The 24174-nt window shown below is 62.2% G+C and carries 18 protein-coding genes; 14 read left to right on the top strand and 4 right to left on the bottom strand.

Going from position 1 to position 24174, the window contains the following annotated elements; translation table 11 throughout:
* Positions 1-636 precede the first annotated feature (636 nt).
* Together AC1AYP_RS03690 and AC1AYP_RS03685 are read right to left on the bottom strand one after the other, a co-directional pair.
* On the bottom strand, positions 637-1566 hold the full coding sequence (locus tag AC1AYP_RS03690) for a histidine kinase (protein WP_476546785.1): 930 nt from the start codon (positions 1564-1566) through the stop codon (positions 637-639).
* A gap of 39 nt (positions 1567-1605) precedes the next feature.
* The gene (locus AC1AYP_RS03685) at positions 1606-2334 is read right to left on the bottom strand and encodes a response regulator transcription factor (RefSeq protein ID WP_476544769.1); all 729 of its coding nucleotides are present in this window, start codon (positions 2332-2334) and stop codon (positions 1606-1608) included.
* 84 nt (positions 2335-2418) lie between these two features.
* Between AC1AYP_RS03685 and AC1AYP_RS03680 the strand changes: the two genes are divergently transcribed.
* The 9 genes from AC1AYP_RS03680 (at position 2419) to AC1AYP_RS03640 (ending at position 11380) form a co-directional block, all read left to right on the top strand.
* Positions 2419-2832 (top strand): hypothetical protein, encoded by a 414-nt coding sequence (locus AC1AYP_RS03680; RefSeq protein WP_476544770.1) that lies wholly within the window; start codon positions 2419-2421, stop codon positions 2830-2832.
* 92 nt (positions 2833-2924) lie between these two features.
* Positions 2925-3785 carry an ABC transporter permease gene (locus AC1AYP_RS03675; protein ID WP_476544771.1) on the top strand — a complete coding sequence of 287 codons (861 nt, stop codon included), beginning with the start codon at positions 2925-2927 and terminating at the stop codon, positions 3783-3785.
* Between the two features lie 31 nt (positions 3786-3816).
* Entirely contained in the window at positions 3817-4497 is a 681-nt protein-coding gene (locus AC1AYP_RS03670) for a beta-carotene 15,15'-monooxygenase (RefSeq protein WP_476544772.1), read from the top strand.
* A gap of 1 nt (position 4498) precedes the next feature.
* Positions 4499-5149 carry a hypothetical protein gene (locus tag AC1AYP_RS03665; RefSeq protein WP_476544773.1) on the top strand — a complete coding sequence of 217 codons (651 nt, stop codon included), beginning with the start codon at positions 4499-4501 and terminating at the stop codon, positions 5147-5149.
* Positions 5150-5211: 62 nt separating this feature from the next.
* A complete protein-coding gene (locus AC1AYP_RS03660) occupies positions 5212-5847 on the top strand; it encodes an ABC transporter ATP-binding protein (RefSeq protein ID WP_476544774.1) in 636 nt (211 codons plus the stop codon).
* A 66-nt stretch (positions 5848-5913) separates the two neighbouring features.
* Positions 5914-6873 (top strand): TatD family hydrolase, encoded by a 960-nt coding sequence (locus tag AC1AYP_RS03655; protein WP_476546784.1) that lies wholly within the window; start codon positions 5914-5916, stop codon positions 6871-6873.
* A 314-nt stretch (positions 6874-7187) separates the two neighbouring features.
* The gene (locus tag AC1AYP_RS03650; RefSeq protein ID WP_476546783.1) at positions 7188-9548 is read left to right on the top strand and encodes a KUP/HAK/KT family potassium transporter; all 2361 of its coding nucleotides are present in this window, start codon (positions 7188-7190) and stop codon (positions 9546-9548) included.
* A gap of 96 nt (positions 9549-9644) precedes the next feature.
* Positions 9645-10517 carry a class II glutamine amidotransferase gene (locus AC1AYP_RS03645; RefSeq protein ID WP_101621691.1) on the top strand — a complete coding sequence of 291 codons (873 nt, stop codon included), beginning with the start codon at positions 9645-9647 and terminating at the stop codon, positions 10515-10517.
* 47 nt (positions 10518-10564) lie between these two features.
* Positions 10565-11380, top strand: a complete 816-nt coding sequence (locus AC1AYP_RS03640) for an HD domain-containing protein (RefSeq protein ID WP_476546782.1) — start codon at positions 10565-10567, stop codon at positions 11378-11380.
* 307 nt (positions 11381-11687) lie between these two features.
* Here the strand turns inward: AC1AYP_RS03640 and AC1AYP_RS03635 are convergent, their stop codons facing one another.
* Together AC1AYP_RS03635 and AC1AYP_RS03630 are read right to left on the bottom strand one after the other, a co-directional pair.
* Positions 11688-13091, bottom strand: a complete 1404-nt coding sequence (locus AC1AYP_RS03635; RefSeq protein ID WP_476546781.1) for an ATP-binding cassette domain-containing protein — start codon at positions 13089-13091, stop codon at positions 11688-11690.
* Positions 13088-14440, bottom strand: a complete 1353-nt coding sequence (locus tag AC1AYP_RS03630; RefSeq protein WP_476546780.1) for an FtsX-like permease family protein — start codon at positions 14438-14440, stop codon at positions 13088-13090. The genes AC1AYP_RS03635 and AC1AYP_RS03630 overlap by 4 nt, the downstream gene beginning before the upstream one ends.
* 424 nt (positions 14441-14864) lie before the next feature.
* Between AC1AYP_RS03630 and AC1AYP_RS03625 the strand changes: the two genes are divergently transcribed.
* The 5 genes from AC1AYP_RS03625 to ilvC (AC1AYP_RS03605) all read left to right on the top strand — a co-directional run bounded on the left by AC1AYP_RS03625 (position 14865) and on the right by ilvC (AC1AYP_RS03605) (position 23237).
* A complete protein-coding gene (locus tag AC1AYP_RS03625) occupies positions 14865-16520 on the top strand; it encodes an MFS transporter (RefSeq protein WP_476546779.1) in 1656 nt (551 codons plus the stop codon).
* Positions 16521-16721: 201 nt separating this feature from the next.
* The gene (locus AC1AYP_RS03620; RefSeq protein ID WP_476503135.1) at positions 16722-17894 is read left to right on the top strand and encodes a LacI family DNA-binding transcriptional regulator; all 1173 of its coding nucleotides are present in this window, start codon (positions 16722-16724) and stop codon (positions 17892-17894) included.
* Positions 17895-18383: 489 nt separating this feature from the next.
* Positions 18384-19748 (top strand): MFS transporter, encoded by a 1365-nt coding sequence (locus AC1AYP_RS03615; protein ID WP_476503136.1) that lies wholly within the window; start codon positions 18384-18386, stop codon positions 19746-19748.
* Between the two features lie 432 nt (positions 19749-20180).
* On the top strand, positions 20181-21233 hold the full coding sequence (ilvC, locus tag AC1AYP_RS03610; RefSeq protein WP_476503137.1) for a ketol-acid reductoisomerase: 1053 nt from the start codon (positions 20181-20183) through the stop codon (positions 21231-21233).
* A gap of 951 nt (positions 21234-22184) precedes the next feature.
* Positions 22185-23237, top strand: a complete 1053-nt coding sequence (ilvC, locus tag AC1AYP_RS03605; protein ID WP_034529598.1) for a ketol-acid reductoisomerase — start codon at positions 22185-22187, stop codon at positions 23235-23237.
* Positions 23238-24174 lie beyond the last annotated feature (937 nt).

Genomic DNA, 24174 nt, shown 5'->3' with positions numbered 1-24174 from the left:
GCCATCGACCGAAGTGATGTGGCCTGCCTTTGTTGCTGATGCATGTCATGGGAGTTTGCCTATGCAGTTTTCTGTATGAGGGTTGCGTTCATCCCGGAGAACATGTGGAATCATAGAAGGATTATTGTGAATGGAGGCCTAGCATGCGACAAATGAGAAATGGGCGAATGGTCGAACGTGTGACGAAGAAAATGACCACGGTGATGATTGTCGCATTGCTGGTGCTGGGTATGTCGCCTGCGACGGCGTGGGCGGGGGATGTGCCGAATGGGGGTGTATCGCCACAGATGAACACTCGTGTCTTTCCATGTCCGTCATGGCTGTGGTGGCTCTGCGGATATCGGCGTTGATACGCTATAGCATTCAGTGCGGAACGATTAGAGTATCGCCGTGTCGTTGGGTATCTCAATATGGAGTGACCAGTATGAGGCCGTTCTCTGTTTTTCCCAGATTCCGCCGCATTTCTCAATGAGCTTGCGGTAGTGGGTCAATCCCATCTGCGTGCTCTGCGTAGGGGTGGCGGAACTGACTTGTTGAAAACCGTGGATGGAATTCGTTGTTTCAATCACAATGAATCTTGTGGTGTAGGAGACCATCAAAGTGTACGGAGATGAATGATCGCCGTGCTTGGCTATATTATTGAATAATTCCTTTAAAATGTTGCTTGCGACTGTGAGACTGTGTGGCGTTTTGTTTTTGGGGCTCGCCAATAATAATGATGCTGCCAGTCATGCCAAGGTTGTTTAATATTGCTTTCCCTTGGTCGACAACTTGCTGTATGTCTTGAGAGTGTATTGGTCTATGGGGCCGTTTTGGTGTTTCTGAATTGTCAAATTGTAGCGTTCTTATGGATTGACGTGTGCACGACAAAGCTTCGGAAGCAAGTTTCTTCGTCAAGTCAATTTGCTTCCTTGTCGTATTGTCAATATTTGCTTCTTGCATCTGAGATAGCAATAGGATGATATCTGACAAATTATTTGCTGTGTCATCATGTAAATTATTCGCAATCATTTGATTGTCTGCTAAATGCTGGTTCGTTTGCTGAAGAAGTTTTGTGCGGTATTGCTGCCGAATTTGCATGCCTATGCATATGCATACAATAACAAAAGCTGAGTAAGAGAGAAATCCTCCATTTCCCATGTCTTGATCTGTCGATAGAAGTCCATTTATAGTAGACGAAAGGACCAATATGGCACCTAAAGCAATTCCCTCTATTTCATTGAAATAACTTGCAAAAGTAATTGAAGATAGTGCGGAGATAGTTAGAATCCGTGGGACGGGCGTGGAAATGCAGATAGAAATTGCAATTTCTACTGCAGTTATTCCTGTGATTGTATAAACTCCGATTTCTGGTTTCAGTATCAAAGTTATGAAGGCCGCTACTTGTAATGCGATGTGTGTGAGAAATTGAATGTCGGGTTTTATGCTGAGAAGTTCTGTATTGATGAACGGTATTATTTCCACTATATAAAGAAAGCAAAAAAAGCAAGATAAGGCGGAAATATATGGGTGTAGAAATTTTCTCCGAAGCCAATTCATGGCTTTGCTTTGACTGATTATTTTCAATAGTTTTTTCATATTAATGATGGAGGATAGGGCATATGTTCATACGATATGAAGCGATTGGCAGATGCTCAGAGCTTCGTACCACGTACGGGCATTCAGTTTTTGCCGTATGTTCCGGCGATACGAAGAAACAGTATCGACGTTGATTTCCATGCGTTTCCCAATCTGCTTATTGTTCAACGATTGCAGGCTCAAAGCGACGACTTGTATTTCCCTTGCGCTAAGAGGTCTTCGAGTGGGGGTGTCGGATTCGGGAATACTGGAAGGCCCACTCGTATCTTCAGGCGGGACGGCATACGTGGATTGCAGGATCCGTGAGATCGTCGGTTGTAATGTTTTCGGCAGGCTGGCTTTGTCCAGCAGGACAGGCACGCCGTTGGCCTCGGCATTTTCACGATAGGTTTCCACATCATATGACGTCATGCCGATGATATGGGTGTGAGGTGCTTTGCGCAGGATTTCATGGGCGATTCGCGGACCGGTGACGCCTCTCAGCGCCATATCAAGCAACAGGATTTCAGTAGGTTTCGTGCTGTCGCAACAGATTTGGATTGCCTCTGTGGGAAATGTCGTAGACCATATATTTACTCGATTATTGCAACGTTGTGTGCATACCCGAAGCATGCGCACGATGCAATCCAAGGCACAGGGGTCATTGTCCAATACACCGATGCGTGTGGGGTGCCGCTCATCCGTTCCGCCTTCATTCATGGCCTTTATGATAGCCCATGCTATTGCTTCATGCTCACCGTATGCAGTTTTCTGCATAGTGCTGGCTTTGCACTCTACGTCATCATATTGTTATAGCCAAGATATTCCAGAGCAATTCGAAACAGCAACAAGGAGGTTATAATGAGCAGTCTGAAGATTATCGGTAAACGTTTAAGCGCTGTATTCGCAGTGCTTGCGGCATCGCTGTGTTTTGCGACACCGGCATTGGCTAACAACCATGGGGACACTGCATGGAGCATGTATCTCGTCGGTTGGAATGCGCAGGATACGCAAAACCGCTGGAAGGAGGACGCTTCCTCAGGATATATTGCGCTTCATAGCGCAGATGGCGGGCGCCAGATTCGCGCTTGGATGTTGCAGTATTGGAATAAGGATATCAATTCCGAGACTGTACGTCTGACTCCAGGGCACTGGGCGTATGTCACGAATTATGCATATGAATGGTTCAACCGCACCCAAGTTCATATGCGTATACAGAATACGGCTAACGTATCAGGCAGTGCTTCCGGTGTTTGGAGCCCGGACTCAGTCTGATGCCCGTGCGTAGCGCTGGCGAATTATGGTGTGCCGCTCCGGCGGGTGCCGGAGCGGCACGTTTTTGCGTACTGATGACATGAGGGGGTGTCGTGGTGAACGGGGCGTTGTTGGGAAAGCAATTGGTTTCCAATCTGCGAAGCCTGCGAATGCTGGCGTTGGTGGCGCTGTCCGTGGCTTTGATTGGGATGCAGTATTGGACGGTGCACCATGCGGCGTATTGGCGGTGGGGAAGCAAGCCGACCTTTCTGCGTGAGGTCATGCTGTTCAATGCAGATGGTAACGGTTCAGGCCTGTATTTGTTTATGTTGCCGTTCCTTGCCGCATTATTGGGAGGCGGTGTACTCGCCAAAGAACGGTTCAGTGGGCGGCTGTATGAAGTCCTTGCGCGGGAGGGGCGTGGCACGGTGTTGCGGACCTCAGTGCTGTCCGGTTTCCTACTCGGTGGCATTGGCGGTTCTTTGCCGCTCATCGTTAATTTGATTGCCGCCGCCATCGCCATTCCGCATTTGAGTTTCATCGATGGCGATGCGGTTGACCATACCACTGGTCAGGTGCTGCCGAGATATGTACTCATCGATGCCACGTCCTGGGCCTATCCGATGTACCGAATCAATCAGGTGCTGCTGATTCTCTTCATCATATTGCTGGTGTTCGTCGTCGCTGGCCTGTTCTCTGCTGTCGCAGTCGGCGCTTCGTTCTTCACCCGCCATCGGTATGTGGAGTTGCTGGTGCCTTTTGTGTTGAGCGTGGTGTGGTGGATGATGCCGACGCTCACGTTCTACGCGGTGCCGGACCAATGGAGCCATAACGTTTTCCTGTACATTGCGGTGGGCAATTCGCTGCCAGATGCGGCATTGCGCAGTTGGACCGGCATCGCCATCAATGTCATCGGGCTTTCCGCTATCGTTACTTTCCTATCGTTCGTGGAGTTGTCGCGTGATGTTCGCTAGGGCGCTGTTGGAGATTAGACGATCGTCTCCGATGATGAAAGCCGTGTTGATTGCGGTCGCGGTGGCATCCTTATTGTTCTGTGCGTCTATGCTGCTTGTCAACGCCTATCGCGGGCCTGCGACAGCGGAGCAGGGCGCCGTGGCCGACTATCGTGGGTTCATGGTGGATTGCGCAGCACGAGGCGTTTTGCCGCTGGCTCTTCTATTGCAGCTGATTGGCGGCGTGCGTTACGGCGTGTTCGAACGTTGCCGGAAAGACCCGACGCGGGAGCTGCGCGACAATTTCATCTGGCTCGTGATCGTGTCGGTCGGCAGCGGAATCTGGTCCGTGGTGTTGTTCGGGACATTGGAATTCTTGGTGCTCCGCCGCTCGGCAGTTGATGGTCTGTTGACGTCCGTATTGGGGATGGTGCTCGTGCAGACCGTGATGATGGTTGCTTCGGTATCGCTGTTGGTGCTGCTGTTGGTGAATTGCGGCCTATCGTTCGGCCAAGTGGTGCCGGCGATGCTTGGTTTCTTCATGATGGCCGCATGGCTGTTCGCTCCGCTCATCGGTGATGTGACACGATATGTGTACTACTTCTGGTATCCGATTGCTCCCTCATGGTCCGTGGTTGCGGTCAACCAGATCATGCCGTTTGTCGGCTACTGTGTATTCATGGGGTTGGGCAACGTCATGGCATTTGACCGCACCGATCGTTTGGGGGAGTGACATGCACGCACTGAAGGCCGCTACTCAGTCCTTTGCGGGGGACTCGCCGATGCGCCTGCTGCTCATCGCCATCTACATAATTGTCATGTACCGATTTTTCTGGACGGTTCCGCACTCGGATGTCTTCATCGGCATGGTCAGACCGGTGTCGCCCGGTGAGACGTTCGATTTAGTCGCAAGTCTGTATCCAATCGCCTATATGGCGTTCGGGCTGGCACTTCCGCTGGGTTGTGACTCGCGGTATCTTTGTACCCCTGATTACCTTGTGTATATCCGCAAGCCTCGTGGCGTCGCCCAGTTCCTCCGGTATCTCGGTGTCGTGACTGCGGAGTGCGCGGTCTTTAGCGTCCCGCAGTCAATGGTCACGGCATGGCTGCTGCCGGATGTCGACCAAGACATGCTGGTGCGTACATCGCTCTGCTCAGCGCTGATTCTTATGGCGCTCGTTCTTATCGTCAATCTCGCATACTTGATGAACGCGCATGGGGTGGGGTATGGCATGGCGGGTTTCGTATATCTTGTCGTCATCGCCATTCCGCCGATTCGCCAATGGTTGGGAGAGTCGTCGTTTCCGTGCATCGTGACGTTGGTCGTCGTCGCGATTCTGGCCCTTACGGATTGGATGGTATTCGATCATGTGCAGATTCAATGAATAGCCACGAGCATCGGGCGGAGTCGAAACCGAAGAGAATCAATTCATCAAAGGAGGACATCATGCATGTGACTATCACCGACTACTCCAAGACCATTAAACATAAGCCCATCCTGCGCAACGTCAACGCGGAATTCGATTATGGACATGTCTACGGTATTGTGGGGCCGAACGGCTCCGGCAAGACCATGCTACTGCGTGCCATCTGTGGGTTCATTAGGCCCGATTCCGGCTCTGTGACGATTGAGGGCAGAACGGTGGAATTCAACCGCCGACTTCCTGAACCAGTGGGCGTAATCATCGAAAGCCCCGGTTTCGTGCTGTCCGAGAGCGGAGAGCAGAATCTGCGGTATCTGGCCGACATCAACCGCTGCTATGACGAGGAGGAGACGCGGCGTCTTCTGACGGAATTCGGACTAGAAGTACATCGTAACGAGAAAGTCAGCTCCTATTCTTTGGGAATGAGGCAGAAGCTCGGCGTCGTACAGGCGCTGATGGAGCATCAACGCCTGATCCTTCTCGACGAGCCGACCAATGGGCTGGACGAGGCGTCGGTGACGGTGTTCCTGCAGGAGATGCGTCATCAGAAGGACTTGGGGAATACAGTCATCATCGCGAGCCATCACAGCGATGAACTTGGCCAGATAGCGGATACGCTGTACACGATGGACAATGGAACGCTGCGCAGGGAGGAATGACCTGTCAATCAATGGGTTCATTCTCCTGAAGGTCGCTCGCCGCCTCCGCAACTACACTGGGCAACCATGAGCAAGCATCATCATCGCGACCGCAGCTGGGCGCCCGCGCCGGAATCGCTGCCGGAGGACGCCCACGTCATCGACAACCACACGCACGTCGCATCCGTCGTGCCGTTCGCGCGCGCGATGAGCCACGAGGCTGTCGCGAAAGGGCAGCCGGAAGTGCCCGTCTACGACGTCGACGAACTGCTCGCGCAGGCGGCGGCGGTCGGCGTGACCGGAATCGTCGACTGCGGCTGCGAACTGCCGAACCTCCAACGCGCGATCGACATGGCCGTCGCGCATCCGGGCGTCGTGCACGCGGCCATCGCCATCCACCCGAACGAGGCCGTGCGCCACGGCCACCGCGCGGTGGCCGGGCCGGACGGACTGGCCGTCACGTACAAGCCGTACCACGACGTGCCGTTCGACGAGGCCATGGCCGAGGTCGAACGCCTCGCACGCGCGTACCCGGACCAGGTCGTCGCGATTGGCGAGACCGGCATGGACCTGTTCCGCACCGGCGAAGGCGCGCTGGAACTGCAACGCGAGGCGTTCCGCGCGCACATCGCGCTCGCCAAGGAGCTGAACCTGCCGATGCAGATCCACGACCGCGACTCGCATCGCGAGGTCATCGAGACGCTGCTCGCCGACGGCGCGCCCGAACGCACCGTCTTCCACTCGTACTCCGGCGACGCCGAGATGGCCGCGATCGCGCGCGAGAACGGCTGGTACCTGAGCTTCTCCGGCACGGTGAGCTACAAGGGCAACGAGGGGATCCGCGAATCGTTGCGCATCGTCGGACTCGACCACGCGATGGTGGAGACCGACGCGCCGTACCTCACGCCGATGCCGTACCGCGGGCGCACGAACGCGCCGTACATGATTCCGTACACGTTGCGCGCGATGGCCGATACGCTCGACGTGCCGCTCGCGGCGGTGGCGCGCGGCACCCGCGCCACCACGCGCGCGGTGTACGGCGTGTGAGCCGCGTGCGAGTGCGGCGGTGGCGGTGGCACACGGTGCGGTGACGGTGGTGCGGTGACGTGGTGACGGTGCGGTGCGGCGGTGGTGCGGTGACGGTGACGTGGTGACGGCACGGTGAATATCAGGCGAAGTGGGGGAGGAATGGTGGATTTCCGCTGATTTCGCGGCGATGATTCGTGCCGCTGGTGAATTTGTGGTGATTGCGGTGGCGGACTACGATGTGTGTCCGAAGAAAAGCGAGTGTGACGCAAGAGACGAAAGAGCATCGAGAACGGCAGGCAGTGTGAGGCCGCTCCGCATGGAGGATTGAGTGTATGGCTGACCGCAATCAGCAGACCAAACGCGCCCGCAAGGTGGTAGGCGGCACCGCGACCGAAACGAATACAAAATCCGGCAGATCGGCCCTGGACGGGAAACGGCGGGAACGCCGGGAATGGCAGGAGCGCCAGGAGAAGGCCAAGGCGGAGAAGGAGGCGCTGCTGAGGGCCGACACCTTCACCAACGCCCCGAAGGTCTCACGCCGCACCCTCACCAAGGAGGAGCGCGAAGTCCTCGCCAAGCAGGCCGAGGCCGAGAACAAGGAGGCCGCCAAGCTCGCCACCACCGCCGCGAAGGGACGCTTCGGCCGCTGGTGGGCGCGCCTGCAGTCCGGGCCGAACAAGGTCAGCTGGGGCATGATGATCGTCGCGCTCGGCGTCGTCTACGGCGACATCGGCACCTCGCCGCTCTACACCGCGCAGACGTTCCTCTCCGGGCAGGGCGGCATCGGCAGCGTCGACCGTGAGGCCGTGCTCGGCATGCTCTCGCTGGTGTTCTGGTCGATCACGCTGATCACCACCGTCAAATACGTGCTCATCGCGATGAAGATCGACAACAACGGCGAAGGCGGCATCTTCGCGCTGTACTCGCTGATCCGCCGCCGCGGCGCGTGGCTCGCCATCCCCGCGATGGTCGGCGGCGCCGCGTTCCTCGCCGACTCGGTGCTCACGCCGGCCGTGTCGATCAGCTCCGCCGTCGAGGGTCTGCAGACGCTGCCGCCGCTCGAGAAGCTGTTCGACGACAATCCGAGCCTCACGCTGATGATCACCGTGGTCATCATCGTCGTGCTGTTCATGGTGCAGTCGCGCGGCACGGAAAGCATCGGCCGCGTGTTCGGCTCGATCGTGCTCGTCTGGTTCAGCTTCCTCGCCGTGGTCGGCCTCGTGAACCTCGCGCAGGACTGGACGGTGTTCGCCGCGCTCAACCCGGTGTACGGCGTGCGGTTCCTGTTCAGCCCGCACAACGACGCCGGCATCGCGCTCATGGGCACCGTGTTCCTCGCGACCACCGGCGCCGAGGCGCTCTACTCCGACATGGGTCATGTGGGCCGCGGCAACATCTACTTCACGTGGCCGTTCATCAAGGTCGCGCTCGTCTGCTGCTACTTCGGCCAAGGCGCGTGGATCCTCGCGCACAGCCGCGACCCGCACTACACGACGATGAAATCGTTGAACCCGTTCTTCCAGATGATGACCCCGGACGTGCGCTACGTAGCGGTCGTGCTGTCCGTCACCGCCGGCGTGATCGCGTCGCAGGCGCTCATCACCGGCGCGTTCACGATGGTCTCCGAGGCGACGCGACTCAACTGGATGCCGCATCTTCAGGTGCGCTACCCGGCGCGCACGCGCGGGCAGCTGTACATCCCGGTCGTCAACGCGGTGCTGTGCGTCGCGACGCTGCTCGTGCTCGCGATGTTCAAGGATTCCGAACACATCTCCGCCGCGTACGGACTCGCGCTCACCATCACGATGATTACGACGACGATCCTGCTCGCCGTGTACCTGTGGTACGCGAAGCGGCGGGTCGGCGCGATCGTGTTCCTCGTGCTGTTCCTCGCCATCCAGATCCTGTTCTTCATCGCGTCGATGGCGAAGTTCCTGCACGGCGGCTGGTTCACGATGCTGCTCACCATCGCGATCCTGTTCGTCATGTACACGTGGAACGAGGGCACGAAGCTGGAACGCGCGCAGCGCCGCCACATGCGCCCGAAGGACTTCCTGCCCACGTTGGAGAAGCTGCACGGCGACTTCCGCATCCCGTACTTCGCCGACAACATCGTGTATCTCACGTCCGACAGCGAGACGAAACGGCTCGACACCGACATCTTCTTCTCCATCTTCGCCGACCATCCGAAGCGCGCCCGCGCATGGTGGGCGGTGAGCGTGGAGACCACCGACCAGCCGTTCACGCGCGAATACGAGGTGCAGGACTTCGGCACCGACTTCCTGTTCCGCGTGCGCATCCGGCTCGGATTCAAGGTGTCGCAGTCGATTCCGGCGTACCTGCACCAGATCATGCACGACCTGTCGAAGACCGGCGAACTGCCGCAGCAGAAGTCGCTGTACCCGAAGGTCGACGCCGATCCGAACATCGGCACGATCCGCTACGTGCTGATCCACAAGGCGCTGATGCCGGAGTCGAAGGTCTCCGCGCGCGGGGCGCTGTCGCTGCAGACGAAGTATGCGATCCGCCACGTCGCCGGCTCGCCGGTCAAATGGTTCGGACTCGCGCCGTACAACCCGCTCGTCGAAGTGCAGCCGCTGTTCGTGTCCACGCGCAGGCCGCCGCGGCTGAAGCGGATTGAACGCGCCGCCGGGAATGAGCCGGTCACCGGGGATCTGCCGCCGGTGCGGTGAGGCCGCGGTGCGGACGAGACGCGTGGGTGAAACCTATAAGCAACGCTTATAGCACCGGCCGCGCGTCGAATCGTGTGCGGGTTATGGTAGCCAACTATGTGCAGATTACTGGGTTACGCGACGGCAGGGTTCAACCTGAGTCTCAACGCAATCCTAGGCACGGAGGGTGTGGACGCCTATCGTGAGATGAGCGAGATCCACAACGACGGCTGGGGTTGCGCGATGCTCTACGAGCCGATCGAACGACCCGGCACACTCGACGGCGGCGCGCCTTCGCCCGAAACCGGCACCAAGCTGTACAAGACCACCGTGGCCGCGCGCCTCGATCCGGTCTTCCCCGAACTCGCCTCCGAACCGGCGCGAGGCGGCCTGTGGCATCTGCGCCTCGCCTCCTCGAACCTGCCGCTCATCCTCGAGAACCAGCAGCCGTTCTTCGCGAACGGGCTGAGCTTCATCCACAACGGCGACATCTCCGATTCGCATGGCCGCAACATCGTGACGAACCGCCAGTACCCGGTGAACCACAGCGTGTTCCTGTCCACCGGCGGCCGCTCCGACTCCGCGATCTTCTTCGCCGTGATCCTCGAATACATCGGCTTCGGCTACGACCTCGACGAGGCCGTGGCGCAGGCCGTGCGCGAGCTGCGCCAGGCCTACCCGCGTTCCAGCTACAACTGCATGATCCAGTCGCAGGACCAGTTCATCGCATTGAACGCGGCCGGCCGCGAACGCACGTCGTCGCGCATCGTCGAGATCTACGACCAGTACGGCCAGGGCGAGAAGGCGCAGGACTACCGTGTGATGCGCTACCGTGCGCTCACCGACGAGGAGGGCGCGCCCGCGGGCATCGTCGTCGCGTCGTCCGGTTTCGACCAGACCGAGGCCGACGGCTGGGAAGAGCTCGAAAACGACCAGATGATCGTCGCCTCCAACCGCACCGGCGAATGGTCGATGCGCTCCATCGACTGACCTCGGGGGAAGACCAAGGCGTTCCGAGGCCGCCATACAATGGCGGTATGGTTCCTACGCTTGAGCAGATCGAAGAGCTTCACCACAAAATCGCGCCTTCCGAAGAGGCGTACAACCTGATCCACACGCATTGCGTGATCGTCGCGCGCATCGCCCGCATGCTCGCGCATCGTCAGAACATGCTGTTCGCGCGCCGCTGCACCCTGCCGAAGGACGCGGCGGAACTGGCCGCGCCGTCCGCGGCGGGTGCGGAGGCGGTGCTCGCCGGGATTGAGGCGGGGGAGAGCGGCGCCACCGGGTCCGGTGTGTCCGGGGAGTTAACCGCGCACGATCTCCTCGCCGTGCCGCCGTCCGACGGGGTGACCGGCGGGCATGTGCCGCCGCGACTCATCGACGAGCATCTGGTCACGATCGGCGGACTGCTGCACGACATCGGCACGTACAAGGTCCTCAAGCATGACGGCACCGACGGCGAACCGCTGAAATTCGCCGGCAAGAAGTACATCAAGCACGGTCTGCTCGGCTACGAGTACCTGCTGGAGAACGGCGTGGACGAGGAGATCGCGCAGTTCGCGCGCAACCACACCGGTGTGGGCCTCACGCGCGACGACGTGATCCGCCAGGAACTGCCGTTGCCGCCGGCCGACTACGTGCCGGTCAACCTCGAACAGGAGACCGTGATGGTAGCGGACAAGTACAACAGCAAGTCGCTGCCCGCCAAGTTCGTCACCGCGGAAAGCTACACGAAGCGCGCGGCCCGCTTCGGCGAGGAGAACAAGCGCCGCTGGCTGGAACTCCTCGACCAGTACGGCGTCGTCGACGTGCGCCCCCTCGCCAAGGAATACGGCATGGTCATCGTGTGAGGGCTGTGCCTACACATGTGGCCCCCTCTGATGGGACATCGCCGTGGAGCAAACGCCGGAGGCGTTTGTAGGCGATGTGCGAGCCGGCAGGCGAGCCGATTTGAGGCCAGCCGAAGGCTGCCCGTAATCGCGGTCGGGCTGTCAGCCGAAGGCTGACTGGGGGAGAGTAGAGGAGCGGCCGCAGGGCGCGGGAGATACTGCATCGGCCGAAGGCCGATTCTATTTCCTGCGGCCTGCGGCCGGTGTCTCTCCCCCACCCGGCTTCGCCGGGAGCCCCCTCGTCAGAGGGGGCCGATTCGAATTGGTCTTAGTCGGCGAGGGGGAAGGTCTGGTCGGCGGCCTGTGCGACCTCGTCGGAGGCGGTGACGATGATGACGGCGCGCTTCGGGTCGCGGGCGTGCGCGATCGAGGCGAGCAGCTCGAGAATCGCAGCCGCATCATCCGAATCCAAGCCCTTCGTCGGCTCGTCGAGAATCACGACATCCGCCTCGCAGCTGATTGCGCGGGCGATCGCCACGCGGCGCTGCTCGACGAGCGGCAGCTCGCCCACCGGACGTCCGCTCGTCGCCTCAGAGAATCCGACGCGGTCGAGCAGCTCGCGCGCAATCACCGGCTTCGGCTTCAGATACGTGCGCCCGGACGCGTCCATCGCGTACCGCACGTTCGCTTCCGCGTCGAGGTCGCCGCGCACCGCGTAGCGCTGCGGCACGATGCCGAGCCGATGCCCGCGCAGCTCGTTGATCTCCAGTTCCGCGAGGTTCGAGCTCTTCGTCATCGCCGTGCCGGAGGTGGGCAGCTGGTAGCCGCCGAGCACCTCCATCAGCGTGACGCGCTGCTCCGGATCGTCCGCGTCGGGCAGCACGCGGATCGCGTACAGCGAGCCCGCGTAGCAGGCGATCGACACGTTGTCGAGCACGTGACGCCCGGTCTTGCGGTTCGTCGTGGTCGCATGGTTGAGCGAGAACGTCGGGTACGACTTGAGCAGCACACGGTCGCCGACCTGCTTGTCGAGCGCGCGTTCGGAGCGCTTCACCGACGCCTTGATCTCGTTCGGGTCGGCGATCGCGTCGAGCGTCGCGTGCTTCGCGGCCAGCGCGAGCGTCTCGTTGACGCGTCGCGCGTTCGCCGCCGTGGCCGCCGCGCTCGTCTCCTTGGGATTCGCGTCGGCCGCCTTGTCCTCGGCGGTGTCTTCGGTATCGGCGGTTTCCGCGGGTGCCGTGGGTGCGTCGGTTTCGTTGACGGTTTCGTCGTCGTCCGTGGCGGTGTCCGTTTCACCGGCATCCGTCGCGTCGTCGGCGTCCGCGTCGGGCTCGCCCGCGGTGGCCGTTTCACCGGAAACGTCCACCGGCGCGGCGTCGCCTTCCGCGGTGTCATCCGTCTCGTCGGTTTCGTCGATATCGTCGCCATCATCGGCATCGTCGATGGCGTCCGGATCGAACGCGATCTGCGCGTCGCCGTCCTCGTCGTAGACGATGCTGAATTCGACCGGCTGCGCGTTGATGTCGGCGTCCGTGATGTCGTCGTCATCCGCATCCGCGTCAGCGGCTTCCATGGCTTCCGAGGACGACTCCGTGGAGTCCACGTCCGTCTCGTCGGTTTCGACGGTCTCCGCGGTCTCGTCGATGACGGTGTCGTCGGCGACCGTCTCGGTCGCGGCGTCGTCCTTCTTCTCGACGATCGTCTCGTTCTTGTCGATATCCTTCTCGCTCATGCCTTGTCCTCCGAAATCTCCGATGCCTTGAACAGATTCGCGTTGGGGAACGTCGCCGGACGCAGCATCGCGACGATCGCGAGCACAACGACGATGCCGATCGACTCCCAGACCAACGGCCAGACGATGCCGGACGTGACGGGCGTGGCGTGGCCGTTGGCCAGCGCGGCGCCGATGGCGCCCGCGCCCAGGCCGCCGGCCACGAGGCCGACCGCCGCCGGGACCACGGTGAGCATGAACGTCTCGACCATGAACTGCCAGCCGAGGCGCGGCTTCGTCACGCCGGAGACGAGCGCCATGCCGATCTCGTCCGTGCGGCCGGACCAGGTGCGCGCGATGGTGAGCGCCGCGAGCACGATGCAGCCGCCGAGCGCGAACGCCCACAGGGCGACGCGCGCGCCGGACGCGGCGGAGGCGAGCGGCTCGATCGACTTCGTGTAGGCCTCGAGCGAGGGGGATTCGAGCGTGTAGCCCTTCGGCAGCTTCGCCTTCTTGACGAGCGTGACGAACTTGTTGTAGGTGGCGACGTCGCTGAAGTCGAAGATGATGTCGAGCTTCGGCATCGACCAGGTGTTCTTCGCCTTGGAGTCGTCGAGCTTGTCGAGGCCGAGCGTGTACGTGGTGGCGTACGCCGTGTAAATCACGTTCTCGCGGTTGTCCTTCGCGTACTTGCCGCTGGTGCCGCTCGTGCCGTTGGTGCTGTCGTCGTACTGGTAGATGCCCTGCACGGTGAGCTCGTAGGTCTTCGATTTGTCGGTCGGATCGGCGACCTTGAACTTGTCGCCTACCTTGAGGTTGTTCTTCTCGGCCACGGACTTGGAGATCAGCGCGCCGGTGAACGAGGTGTCGGTGAACTTGAGCGCTTTGCCGTCGACGATCGTGTACTGGCCGTAATCGTTGTCCTGCTTGGTCTTGCCGTCGTAGAAGGAGCGCAGCTGGAACTCGCCGCCCGTCTTGTCGGCGGAGGAGTCGGTGTCCGCGGTGCCGGCGATCGCCTTGAACTTCGCGGTCTGGCGCACCGGAATGGTCTCCATGAACGTGTACGTGAACGAGACGCCCTTCTCCTGAGCAGCGACCGCGTACGGGGTGTAGTCGTCGAACGTGAGGTAATGGGCGGTGGTCGCCTTTGCGTCGTCGGACTTCATCGCCGCCTGCGTGGCGGCGGTCGGGCGCAGGACCGCGTTCGGGGTCTGCGCGTCGTAGGCGCTGCCGTGCGCCGTGTCGTTCTCCTGCACGATGGCGAGCGAGGCGATCGTGCCGAACGATGCGAGCAGCGTGACCACCACGGTCAACGCCGAGATCGCCCAGCGGCGCGTCACGGCGCGCCAGGCGTTGGTGAGAACGAACATAAGCTGCTTCTCCAGTCCTCTATATCCCTATGCGCGCGGGGCGGGATGCCGGGCTCGGCCGGGGGTGCGGGATCCGCGCGCGTTTCGCTATAACAGTAAGACAGTACGTCGGCAAATGTGGGGGTTCTCTTGCCTGATGCTGTGAGGTGGCTGGGAAAACCCCTCAGTCCGCCTGCGGCGGACAGCTCCCCCTCAAGGGGGCGCAAAGAAAGGTCTTTTCTGCTCTCCTTCTGAAGGGAGGAGCAAGGGAATGGCCTTTTGCGCCCCCTTCAGGGGGAGCTGTCGGCGAAGCCGACTGAGGGGGTGCCGGGTGCCTGGCCTGGAAACCACGGCCGGAACCCTGTCCGAACGGACCGGCAAGTGGGACAATATGAAGAGGTATAACGAGGTACTGAGAGACATAGGGAAAGGGAAGGAGTCCATCATGATGGAGCCGTATGTGAGGCCGGGCATCGACGATCGCCCCGACTACGAGAAGGCGCTGAGCGCCGAGGACAAGGCCTCGGTCTCCCGTCTCGCCGCCGATCCGCACCGCATCGCCCCGGAGGCGTCCGCCGAACAGCCGACCGCGCAGGCCGCCCGCCTCGCCGCTGACGGCACCGCATCGGTCGTCGCGGCCGCCAAGGTCGACGCCGCCGTACCCGACTATGCGTCGTCGTTCCTCGACATGCGCGACCCGATGGTCGCCGCCGACGGCGAACGCCCCGACGCCGTGCAGCTCTCCCGCCTCAAGTGGGGGTTCGCGACGGGTGCGCTGCTCATCACCGCGCCGTGGGCCGCATTGAACCTCGTCGCCGTCCCGAACCAAATCGCGCACGCGGTCGGCCTGTACGCCGCCGTGCCCGCCGTCGCTCCGAGTAACGGCAGCGGTAGCGTGGCCGTCCCCCTCGCGGATGCCGCGGCGGCCTTGCCTCCCGCCGAACTGGTTTGGCCGCTGGCCGCACTGCTCGCCGTCGGCGCGCTGTTCGGCCTCGTGTTCATGCCGCTGGTCGCCGCGCTCTCCGACCGCACGCGCGTGTCCCTGGGCCGTCGTACGCCGTGGCTCGTGGGCGGCGGCGTCCTGTCCGCGCTGATCGCGCTCGCGCTCAGCGCGGCCACCGCGGTCTCCCTGCTCGTCATCCTGTGGGTCGCGCTGCAGTTCTCCTACGCGATGCTCGTCTCGCCACTCGCCGCCGCGCTCGCCGAACGTGTGCCGGACAAGTTCCGTGATGGCATCGAACGCTGGTATGCGATTGGCGTGATCGCCGGCCAGGCGACGGGCGGCGTGGTCGGCGGCCTGGCCGTCGGCTTCGGCGCGTTCAACCCGTTCCTGTGCGCGGCCGTCCTGTTCGCCGTGTCCGGTGTGGGCGCCGTGGTCGTCTGGCCGCAGGAACCTTCCAGCGTCGAACAGCCGCATAAGCGGTTCGACTGGCGTGAGGTGTTCGCCGCGGCGTCGCCGCGCCTGCCGCGCGGCGCTGAGGCGAAGACGTTTCGCCGCCTGTTCTGGTCGCGCGTGTTCGTCAGCGCCGCCGTCGCGATGACCGGTGCCTACCTGTGGTACGTCGTGCGGTTCTCGGTGTACGGCGACCAGCCCGTGTTCACGTCCGCCCCCGTCACGCTACCGTCCGGCGTGCTCATCGCGCTGCTCGCGCTCGCCTCGTTCGCCGGCATGCTGCTCGCCACGCAGTCCGCCGGTGCGATCACCGACAAGTTCGTCGAAGGATTCGGCCCGTGGTGGCGTGATTCGCGCGCGGCCGTGGTCTGCACGTGCGTGCTGTACGCAATCGCGCTGGCGGTGGGATTGGCGATCGCCGTGATCGGCGGCGAGAAGAGCCTGATGATTTTCTCGTTCCTCGCCGGATTCGCCGTCGGACTCTATGATGCGCTCGTCCAGCCGCTCGTCATCGAGGCGCTGCCCGATGCGCGCGACGCGGGCCGCGCACTCGGCGTCTACGGCAACGCCCGCCCGGTCGGCGTGGTGATCGGCGCGCTTGCCGGCGCGCTCGCCATCGTCGTGGCGCCCGCGTCGCTCGGCTACGTGGCGGTGTTCCCCGCCGCGATCGTATGCGTCGCACTCGCCGCGTTCTTCCTGCGCAAGTAGGACTTCCTTATCCCCTGTGCCCCCTTGAGGGAGCCAGTGCGATTCGGACAGACGGTGGGACCACGGCTTCTTTGCGCCCCCTTGAGGGGGAGCTGGCGCGCGAAGCGCGACTGAGGGGGCTGTCGGCGGAGCCGACTGGAGATGATGGTGCGGGTACGATAGTCCCGTATATATGGTCATAGCGCGAAAAGGGAGTGGTGCATGGTCGGTATGCGCGACGTGGCCCGTCGGGCCGGAACCTCGGTGAGCACGGTGTCGCTCGTCGTCAACGGCACCGGATACGTGTCCGACGAGATGCGCAAACGCGTGCAGGACGCGATGGACGCGCTCGGCTACATCCCCAACGAGCTCGCACGCAACTTCTACCGCGACCGCACCAACATGGTCGGCGTGATCGTGCCGACCGTTCGCCACCCGTTCTTCGCCACGTTCGTCGCCGCCCTCCAGCGCGGCTTCTCGGCACGCGGCATGCGCGTCGTCCTGTGCTCGGTGGCGGACACCGGCAAGGACGAATCCGAGTACATCGACATGCTGCGACGGCACATGATGGACGGCATCGTCATGGCCGCGCACACGCGTCATCCCGCCGACTATTGGACATCCGTAGACCGTCCGATCGTCGCGTTCGACCGCTATCTCGGCGAAGGCGTGCCGTCGGTGAGATCCGACCACGAGCAGGGCGGCCGCATCGTCGCGCGCGAGCTGATAGCGTCCGGCGCGCGTCACGTCGCGCTGGTCGGCGGCCCACGCGCCCAGTTCCACGATCTGACTGACGATGATCCGTCGGACGGCCCGCATCCGGAATCCACGTTCCCCACCGTGCGCTACTACCTCACGCTGGAACGTGAGCTGGACGCGGCCGGCATCGCGCACGAGTACGTCGAGTCGGGCGGCGTCGACGATTTCGCCGGATACGTCGCCGCCGTGCGCGGCCTGTTCGACCGTCGCGGACGCGCGGTCGACAGCGGCGATGCCGGTAACGTCGACGGCGGTGACGACGGCGTCGCGCCCGTCGCGACGGACGCCGCCGTGCCGCCCGTCGACGCGATCGTCGGCAACGACGTCGTCGCCGCGCTCGCCGTGCAGGAGGCGGCGAGGCGCGGCATCCGCGTGCCCGACGACCTCCAGATTGTCGCGTACGACGGCACGTATCTCGTCGACGCGGCCGGCGTGCGGCTCACGACCGTCGCGCAGGATTTCGGCACGATCGCCGAGCGCATCGTCGACCGGATGATCGCGTTGATCGGGGATGGTGGTGACGACGCGACTGCCGGTGACGCTGCGATTGTCGATGATGGCGATGATGACGGAGCGGGGGAGCGCGGCGTCACGCTCGTGCCGCTCGTCCTGCGCAAGGCCGACTCGACGCGGTGACGGCGGCGCGGTGGCCGCGGTGGTGGCTGCGACCTGTCCCGCAGGTTACGGGAATGTGATGGGAAAATGCGACGAATTCGCATGGTTCACATAGTGAACATCAGTGGCCGGCGGCGGAACGGCGCTCCTATGGTGTGGAACCAGTTCGAGCGATAACCGCTCGGAGGACAAACTTCTAGACCGAAAGGAGGCCGCCGCGATGACTGGATACACTGCCGATACCACCGTTGATGAGTCCGTTCTGACCCTCGTCAACGTCGCTCTGCTGTCCGCACGAATTATTATTCCGTCTTCGCTGGCGGCATGATCGGCTTACAAGCTTGAGCCCCGTCAGCGAAGGCAGGGCGAGAGCGATTGATCACGTTTCAAGCCCTGCATGAGATGCGGGGCTTTTTCATTGCCCGCCCGCCACGATCCACAAGATCAGGGCGTGCGATGGAATTCCGCGAAATAGAGAGAGAAACCCCATCCAATTCAGGAGACAATCCCATGAGTGCAGTCGAGGAAACGGCTGAAAACGCAGCTGAAGGCAAGCTGCAGGCGATGGCCCACGATTCCGTGAAGACCGTCATCGCCGCCTCCATGGTCGGCACGGCCATCGAGTTCTACGACTTCTACGCCTACGGCACCGCCGCGGCGAACTACTTCCCGCACATCTTCTTCTCCGCGAAGGACAACCCGACCGTTGCGCTGCTGATGAGCCTGCTGACCTTCGCGATCGCGTTCATCGCCCGCCCGCTCGGCTCCCTCGTGTTCGGCCACTTCGGCGACCGCATGGGCCGCAAGACCACGCTGGTCGTCTCCCTGATGACGATGGGTATCGGCACGTTCCTCATCGGCTGCCTGCCGACCTACAACCAGGCGGGCGTCTTCGCCGTCGCCATCCTGTGCCTGCTGCGCTTCATCCAGGGCATCGGCCTCGGCGGCGAATGGTCCGGCGCGGCCCTGGTCGCGACCGAGAACGCGCCTGAGGACAAGCGCGCCCTCTACGGCTCCTTCCCGGAGCTCGGCGCCCCAATCGGATTCTTCCTCTCCAACGGCACCTACTTCCTGCTTGAGACCTTCAACGACTCCGACGCGATGCTCGCCTGGGGCTGGCGCGTGCCGTTCCTGCTCTCCGCGGTGCTCGTGATCATCGGCCTCGTCGTCCGAGTCCACATGGAGGAGACCCCGATCTTCCGTATGGCCCAGGAGCAGAAGAAGGTCGTCAAGTCCCCGCTCACCGAGGTGTTCCGCAAGTCCTGGAAGCAGGTCCTGCAGGCCACGTTCCTCGTCGCCGTCACCTACACGCTGTTCTACACGCTCGCCACCTGGTCCCTCGCATGGGGCACCAAGGAGCAGGGTGAGGGCGGCGGTGGCCTCGGCTTCACCAACCAGGAATACCTGCTCATGCTCATGATCGCCATCTGCGTGTTCGCCGCCTTCATCGTGATCTCCTGCGTGAACGCCGACAAGTGGGGCCGCAAGCGCGTCATCATCACGTCCTCCGTGCTGCTCGTCGTGTTCGCCGCGCTGTTCCCGTTCCTCCTGAACGGTGAGATCGTCGGCCAGCGCAACTTCTTCGCCAACATGGTCTTCCTGTGCGTCGGCTTCGCCCTCATGGGCACCGCGTTCGGCCCGATCGGCGCCTTCCTGCCCGAGCTGTTCGACGCCAACGTGCGCTACTCCGGCTCCGGCATCGGCTACAACCTCGCCGCCATCGTCGGCGCGGCCTTCGTGCCGACCATCGCCACCTGGCTGAGCTCCCACTGGGGCGTCCACTCCGTCGGCATCTACCTCGGCGTGATGGCCCTGTGCTGCCTCGTCGCCGTGCTCTCCTGCCACGAGACGAAGGACGTCGACTTCACCAAGTGACGTCTTCCCTTGGCTCCCTCTGACGAGGGAGCTGGCCGCCGCAGGCGGACTGAGGAAGAGATATTGCGGGCCGTCACGTTCCAGCTATCTCTCCCCCACCCGCTTCGCGGGAGCCCCCTCGTCAGAGGGGGCCGGAGAAAGCCCTCGCCACTTCCCGCCAGCGGGAGGGGCGCAGGGAATGCGAATCCCCCAAACTTTCCAGCTGTAATCGCGTTTGATTTCGGCTTGATTCCATAACTGAAAATTCAATTCAATATTTGGACGCGGGCGACCGCGCCGCCCACTGCGGGACTAGAAATAGTCCCCAGTGAACCGATGACTTTCCCCGACACAAGGACACAATCCTTCTCGCCGAAGGCCGTCAGCAATCTCACCGATTGTCGGACGTGCAGTTTCGTTCGGCACACTGAACAACATAAAGGAGTGCCTATCATGGCAGCAACTATCTGGTACGAGAAGGACGCCGACCTCTCCGTGTTCGAAGGCAAGAAGGTCGCCATCCTCGGCTACGGTTCCCAGGGCCACGCCCACGCGCTGAACCTGCGTGACTCCGGCGTCGACGTCGTCGTCGGCCTGCGTCCGACCTCCAAGTCCGTCGAGTTCGCCAAGGAGCAGGGCCTCGAGGTCAAGTCCGTCGGCGATGCCGTCGCCGAGGCCGACGTCGTCATGATCCTGCTGCCTGATCAGTACCAGGCCGCCGTCTACAAGAAGGACATCGAGCCGAACCTGAAGCCGGGTGCCGCTCTGGCCTTCGCCCATGGCTTCAACATCCACTACGGCTACATCAAGCCGTCCGAGGATCACCCGGTCTTCATGGTCGCGCCGAAGGGCCCGGGCCACATCGTGCGTCGTGAGTACGCCGCCGGCCGTGGCGTCCCGGTGGTCGTGGCCGTCGAGCAGGATCCGGATGGCAAGACCTGGCCGCTGTGCCTCGCCTACGCGAAGGCCCTCGGCGCGCTGCGCGCCGGCGCCATCAAGACGACCTTCACCGAGGAGACCGAGACCGATCTGTTCGGCGAGCAGGACGTCCTCATGGGCGGTATCAACCACCTGTGCGACATGGGCTTCGACGTGCTGACCGAGGCCGGCTACCAGCCGGAGATCGCCTACTTCGAGGTCTTCCACGAGCTGAAGATGCTCGTCGACCTCGCCAACGAGGGTGGTCTGAACAAGGCCCGTTGGTCCTGCTCCGACACCGCCCAGTACGGCGACTACACCTCCACGGTCATCACCGAGGAGACCAAGAAGCGCATGCAGTACCAGCTCAAGCGCATCCAGGACGGCTCCTTCGCCAAGGAGTTCATGGATGACCAGGCCGCCGGCGCCCCGAAGTTCAAGAAGCTGCAGGAGGAGTTCTCCCACCCGCACCTCGAGACCGTCGGCCCGAAGCTGCGCGCCATGTTCTCCTGGAACAACGGCCCGGCCAAGGATCAGGACGAGGCCGAGTCCTTCAACGGCAAGATTGCTCGTACCCAGGTTCAGTGAGCTTGACCGCCCCGGCTCCCGTCCGATGAGGACGCGGCCGGGCGACCATATCGGTCGGTGAAAGGCCGCCATCCGTTTACCACGGGTGGCGGCCTTTTTGGTTGTTTCTGTTGTTTCTGTTGTTTTGGTTGTTTGGGTCTTTTGGGTTTCGTTTCTTTGCCGGCGGTTGTCGGCCTCGATTGCCGGTCGGCGGCTGTCGTCTGCCCCGTATCGGTCGCCCCGTCCTCGGCGCGATAAATCCCGGGAATTCGGCCTATGCTCCGGGAATCTTTGTGCTGACTCGGTCTCAGCGCAAGGATTCCCGGGTGATGGGGCTGTTTTCCGGGATTTCTTGTGCTGGTGACGGTTCAGTGCAACAATTCCCGGATGACAGGGGTGATTCCCGGGAAAAATTGCGCTGGGAATTTGCGTTGGGGAATGGGGCGCAAGGATTCCCGGGTGATGGGGATGATTCCCGGGAAAAGTTGTGCTGGAGGTGTTTCAGCGCAACGATTTCCGGACGACAGGGGTGTTTTTCGGGAAAAGTTGCGCCGTGTCTGTGGTTGCGCCATGGTCGGCGGGGCGACGCGATGGGATGAGGCCCCGGCTGTCCACGATGCGGGGGAAAGGGTCGGATGATGGCCCGAATCATGGACGTGGGCCACTATCCGACCGCAATATCGCTAGGATTGAGCGCAGTTCACGGGACACAATCCCGTACGATCGAGGTCATCCGGTCAACGCACAACGCACGCGTCACCACGCACACGCGACCGGCGGACCACCCACCCGCGCAACATGCGCCAACGCATAACGCGCAACCACATAACGACACCGTGTACCGTTCGCACGAACGGTCGAACCGGTTGGACACGACCGACGGCGGCCCCGCAGGGGCGATGCCGGCGGGCGTCGTCGGACCGGCGCATCGACCGACGCCGTGCGACGGTACGCAAGTAAAGGAGTGCCACCATGGCTGCACAGATCTGGTATGAGAATGACGGCGATCTCTCCGTGCTCGAGGGCAAGAAGGTCGCGATCATCGGCTACGGCTCGCAGGGCCACGCCCACGCGCTGAACCTGCGCGATTCCGGCGTCGACGTCGTCGTCGGCCTGCGCCCCACCTCCAAGTCTGTGGACTTCGCGAAAGAGCAGGGCCTCGAGGTCAAGTCCGTGCCGGAAGCCGCCGCCGAGGCCGACGTCATCATGATCCTCGCGCCGGACCAGTACCAGCGCAACATCTGGAAGGACGACATCGAGCCGAACATCAAGCCGGGTGCGGCCGTCGCCTTCGCCCATGGCTTCAACATCCACTACGGCTACATCAAGCCGTCCGAGGATCATCCGGTGTTCATGGTCGCGCCGAAGGGCCCGGGCCACATCGTGCGTCGTGAGTACGCCGCCGGCCGTGGTGTCCCGGTGGTCGTCGCCGTCGAGCAGGACCCGCGCGGTGACGGCTGGGCGCTGACCCTGGCCTACGCGAAGGCCCTCGGCGCCCTGCGCGCCGGCGCCATCAAGACCACGTTCAAGGAGGAGACCGAGACCGATCTGTTCGGCGAGCAGAACGTCCTCATGGGCGGCGTGAACAAGCTCGTCGAGATGGGCTTCGAGGTCCTCACCGACGCCGGCTACCAGCCGGAGATCGCCTACTTCGAGGTCTGCCACGAGCTCAAGATGCTCGTCGACCTGATGAACGAGGGCGGCCTCAACAAGGCCCGTTGGTCCTGCTCCGACACCGCCCAGTACGGCGACTACACCAACACCGTCATCAACGAGGACTGCCGCAAGCGCATGGAGTACCACCTGGGCCGCATCCAGGACGGCTCCTTCGCCAAGGAGTTCATCGACGATCAGGACGCCGGCGCCCCGCACTTCAAGGAGCTGCAGGAGAAGTACTCCAACGAGCGCATCGAGACCGTCGGCCCGAAGCTGCGCGCCATGTTCTCCTGGAACAAGGACGGCGTGAAGGACGCCGACGAGGCCAACTCCTTCACCGGCAAGATCGCCCGCGCCCAGGTCCAGTGAGCCTGACGCTCTGAGCTGAGCCCATAAGCAAGGCCGCCGTTCCCCGATACGTGGGGAACGGCGGCCTTTCGCGTTATCGAAGAAATCAAAAGAATCAAAAATATCAAAAGAATCAAAAGCTGGGGTCGGGGAGGGGGAGTCGCGCGCCTGCGGTGCACGGCGTCGGTTCTGCTCCATGCTTGGCGCGGAAGCGACGCTGACGGCCTTCTTAGCGTCGTTGCCGTGCCATGGGTGGCGTGGGGACGACGCATTTGGCACGGATGTGATGGGGATGGCGGTCTTGGCGGTGGTTCCGTGCCATGGGTGGCGTGGGGGCGACGCATTTGGTGCGGAGGCGACGGAATCGGGGGAGTCGAAAGCGGCAAAGTGGGGGTGGGCGGGGGTCTCTCCCTCAGTCAGCCTTCGGCTGACGGCTCGACCGCGATTATGGACAGCCTTCGGCTGGCCTCATATCGGCTCGCCTGGCGGCTCGCACATCGCCTACAAACGCCTCTGGCGTTTGCTTGACGGCGATGTCCCGTCAGAGGGAGTCCCGCTTTGCGGGACAGCTCCCCCTGAAGGGGGAGCAAAGGTGGGGCGTATAGCACGTCTCGGCTGGGAAAACAAGTCTTGTGTTCTGGGAATTTGCGGCGTAAGTTGACGAATGGACTGTGAGTGTTCGACGGCGGCACCGGGAACGGGAAGATAAGGTGCCGTGTCCGGGGGTGGCGTCGGCGCTCGTCGTAACCGATTACGGGATTACGGGCAATCAGCATGGTCGGCCATCACCGATGGTCGTCGTGCGAAGTCGTCGTGCGAGGCCGTCGGTCGAATGACCGTAGTGCGTACCGTGCGTGCCCCGTGCCCCCGCGATCGGCAATCATCGACAGACCGATCAGATATGGATATGAGAGGGAACACCCGTATGGTTTCAGGGCATCATCATGCCGGACCATGG

The organism is Bifidobacterium sp. LH_424, assembly GCF_056356895.1.
This window is presented reverse-complemented; position numbering and strand designations above follow the sequence as displayed.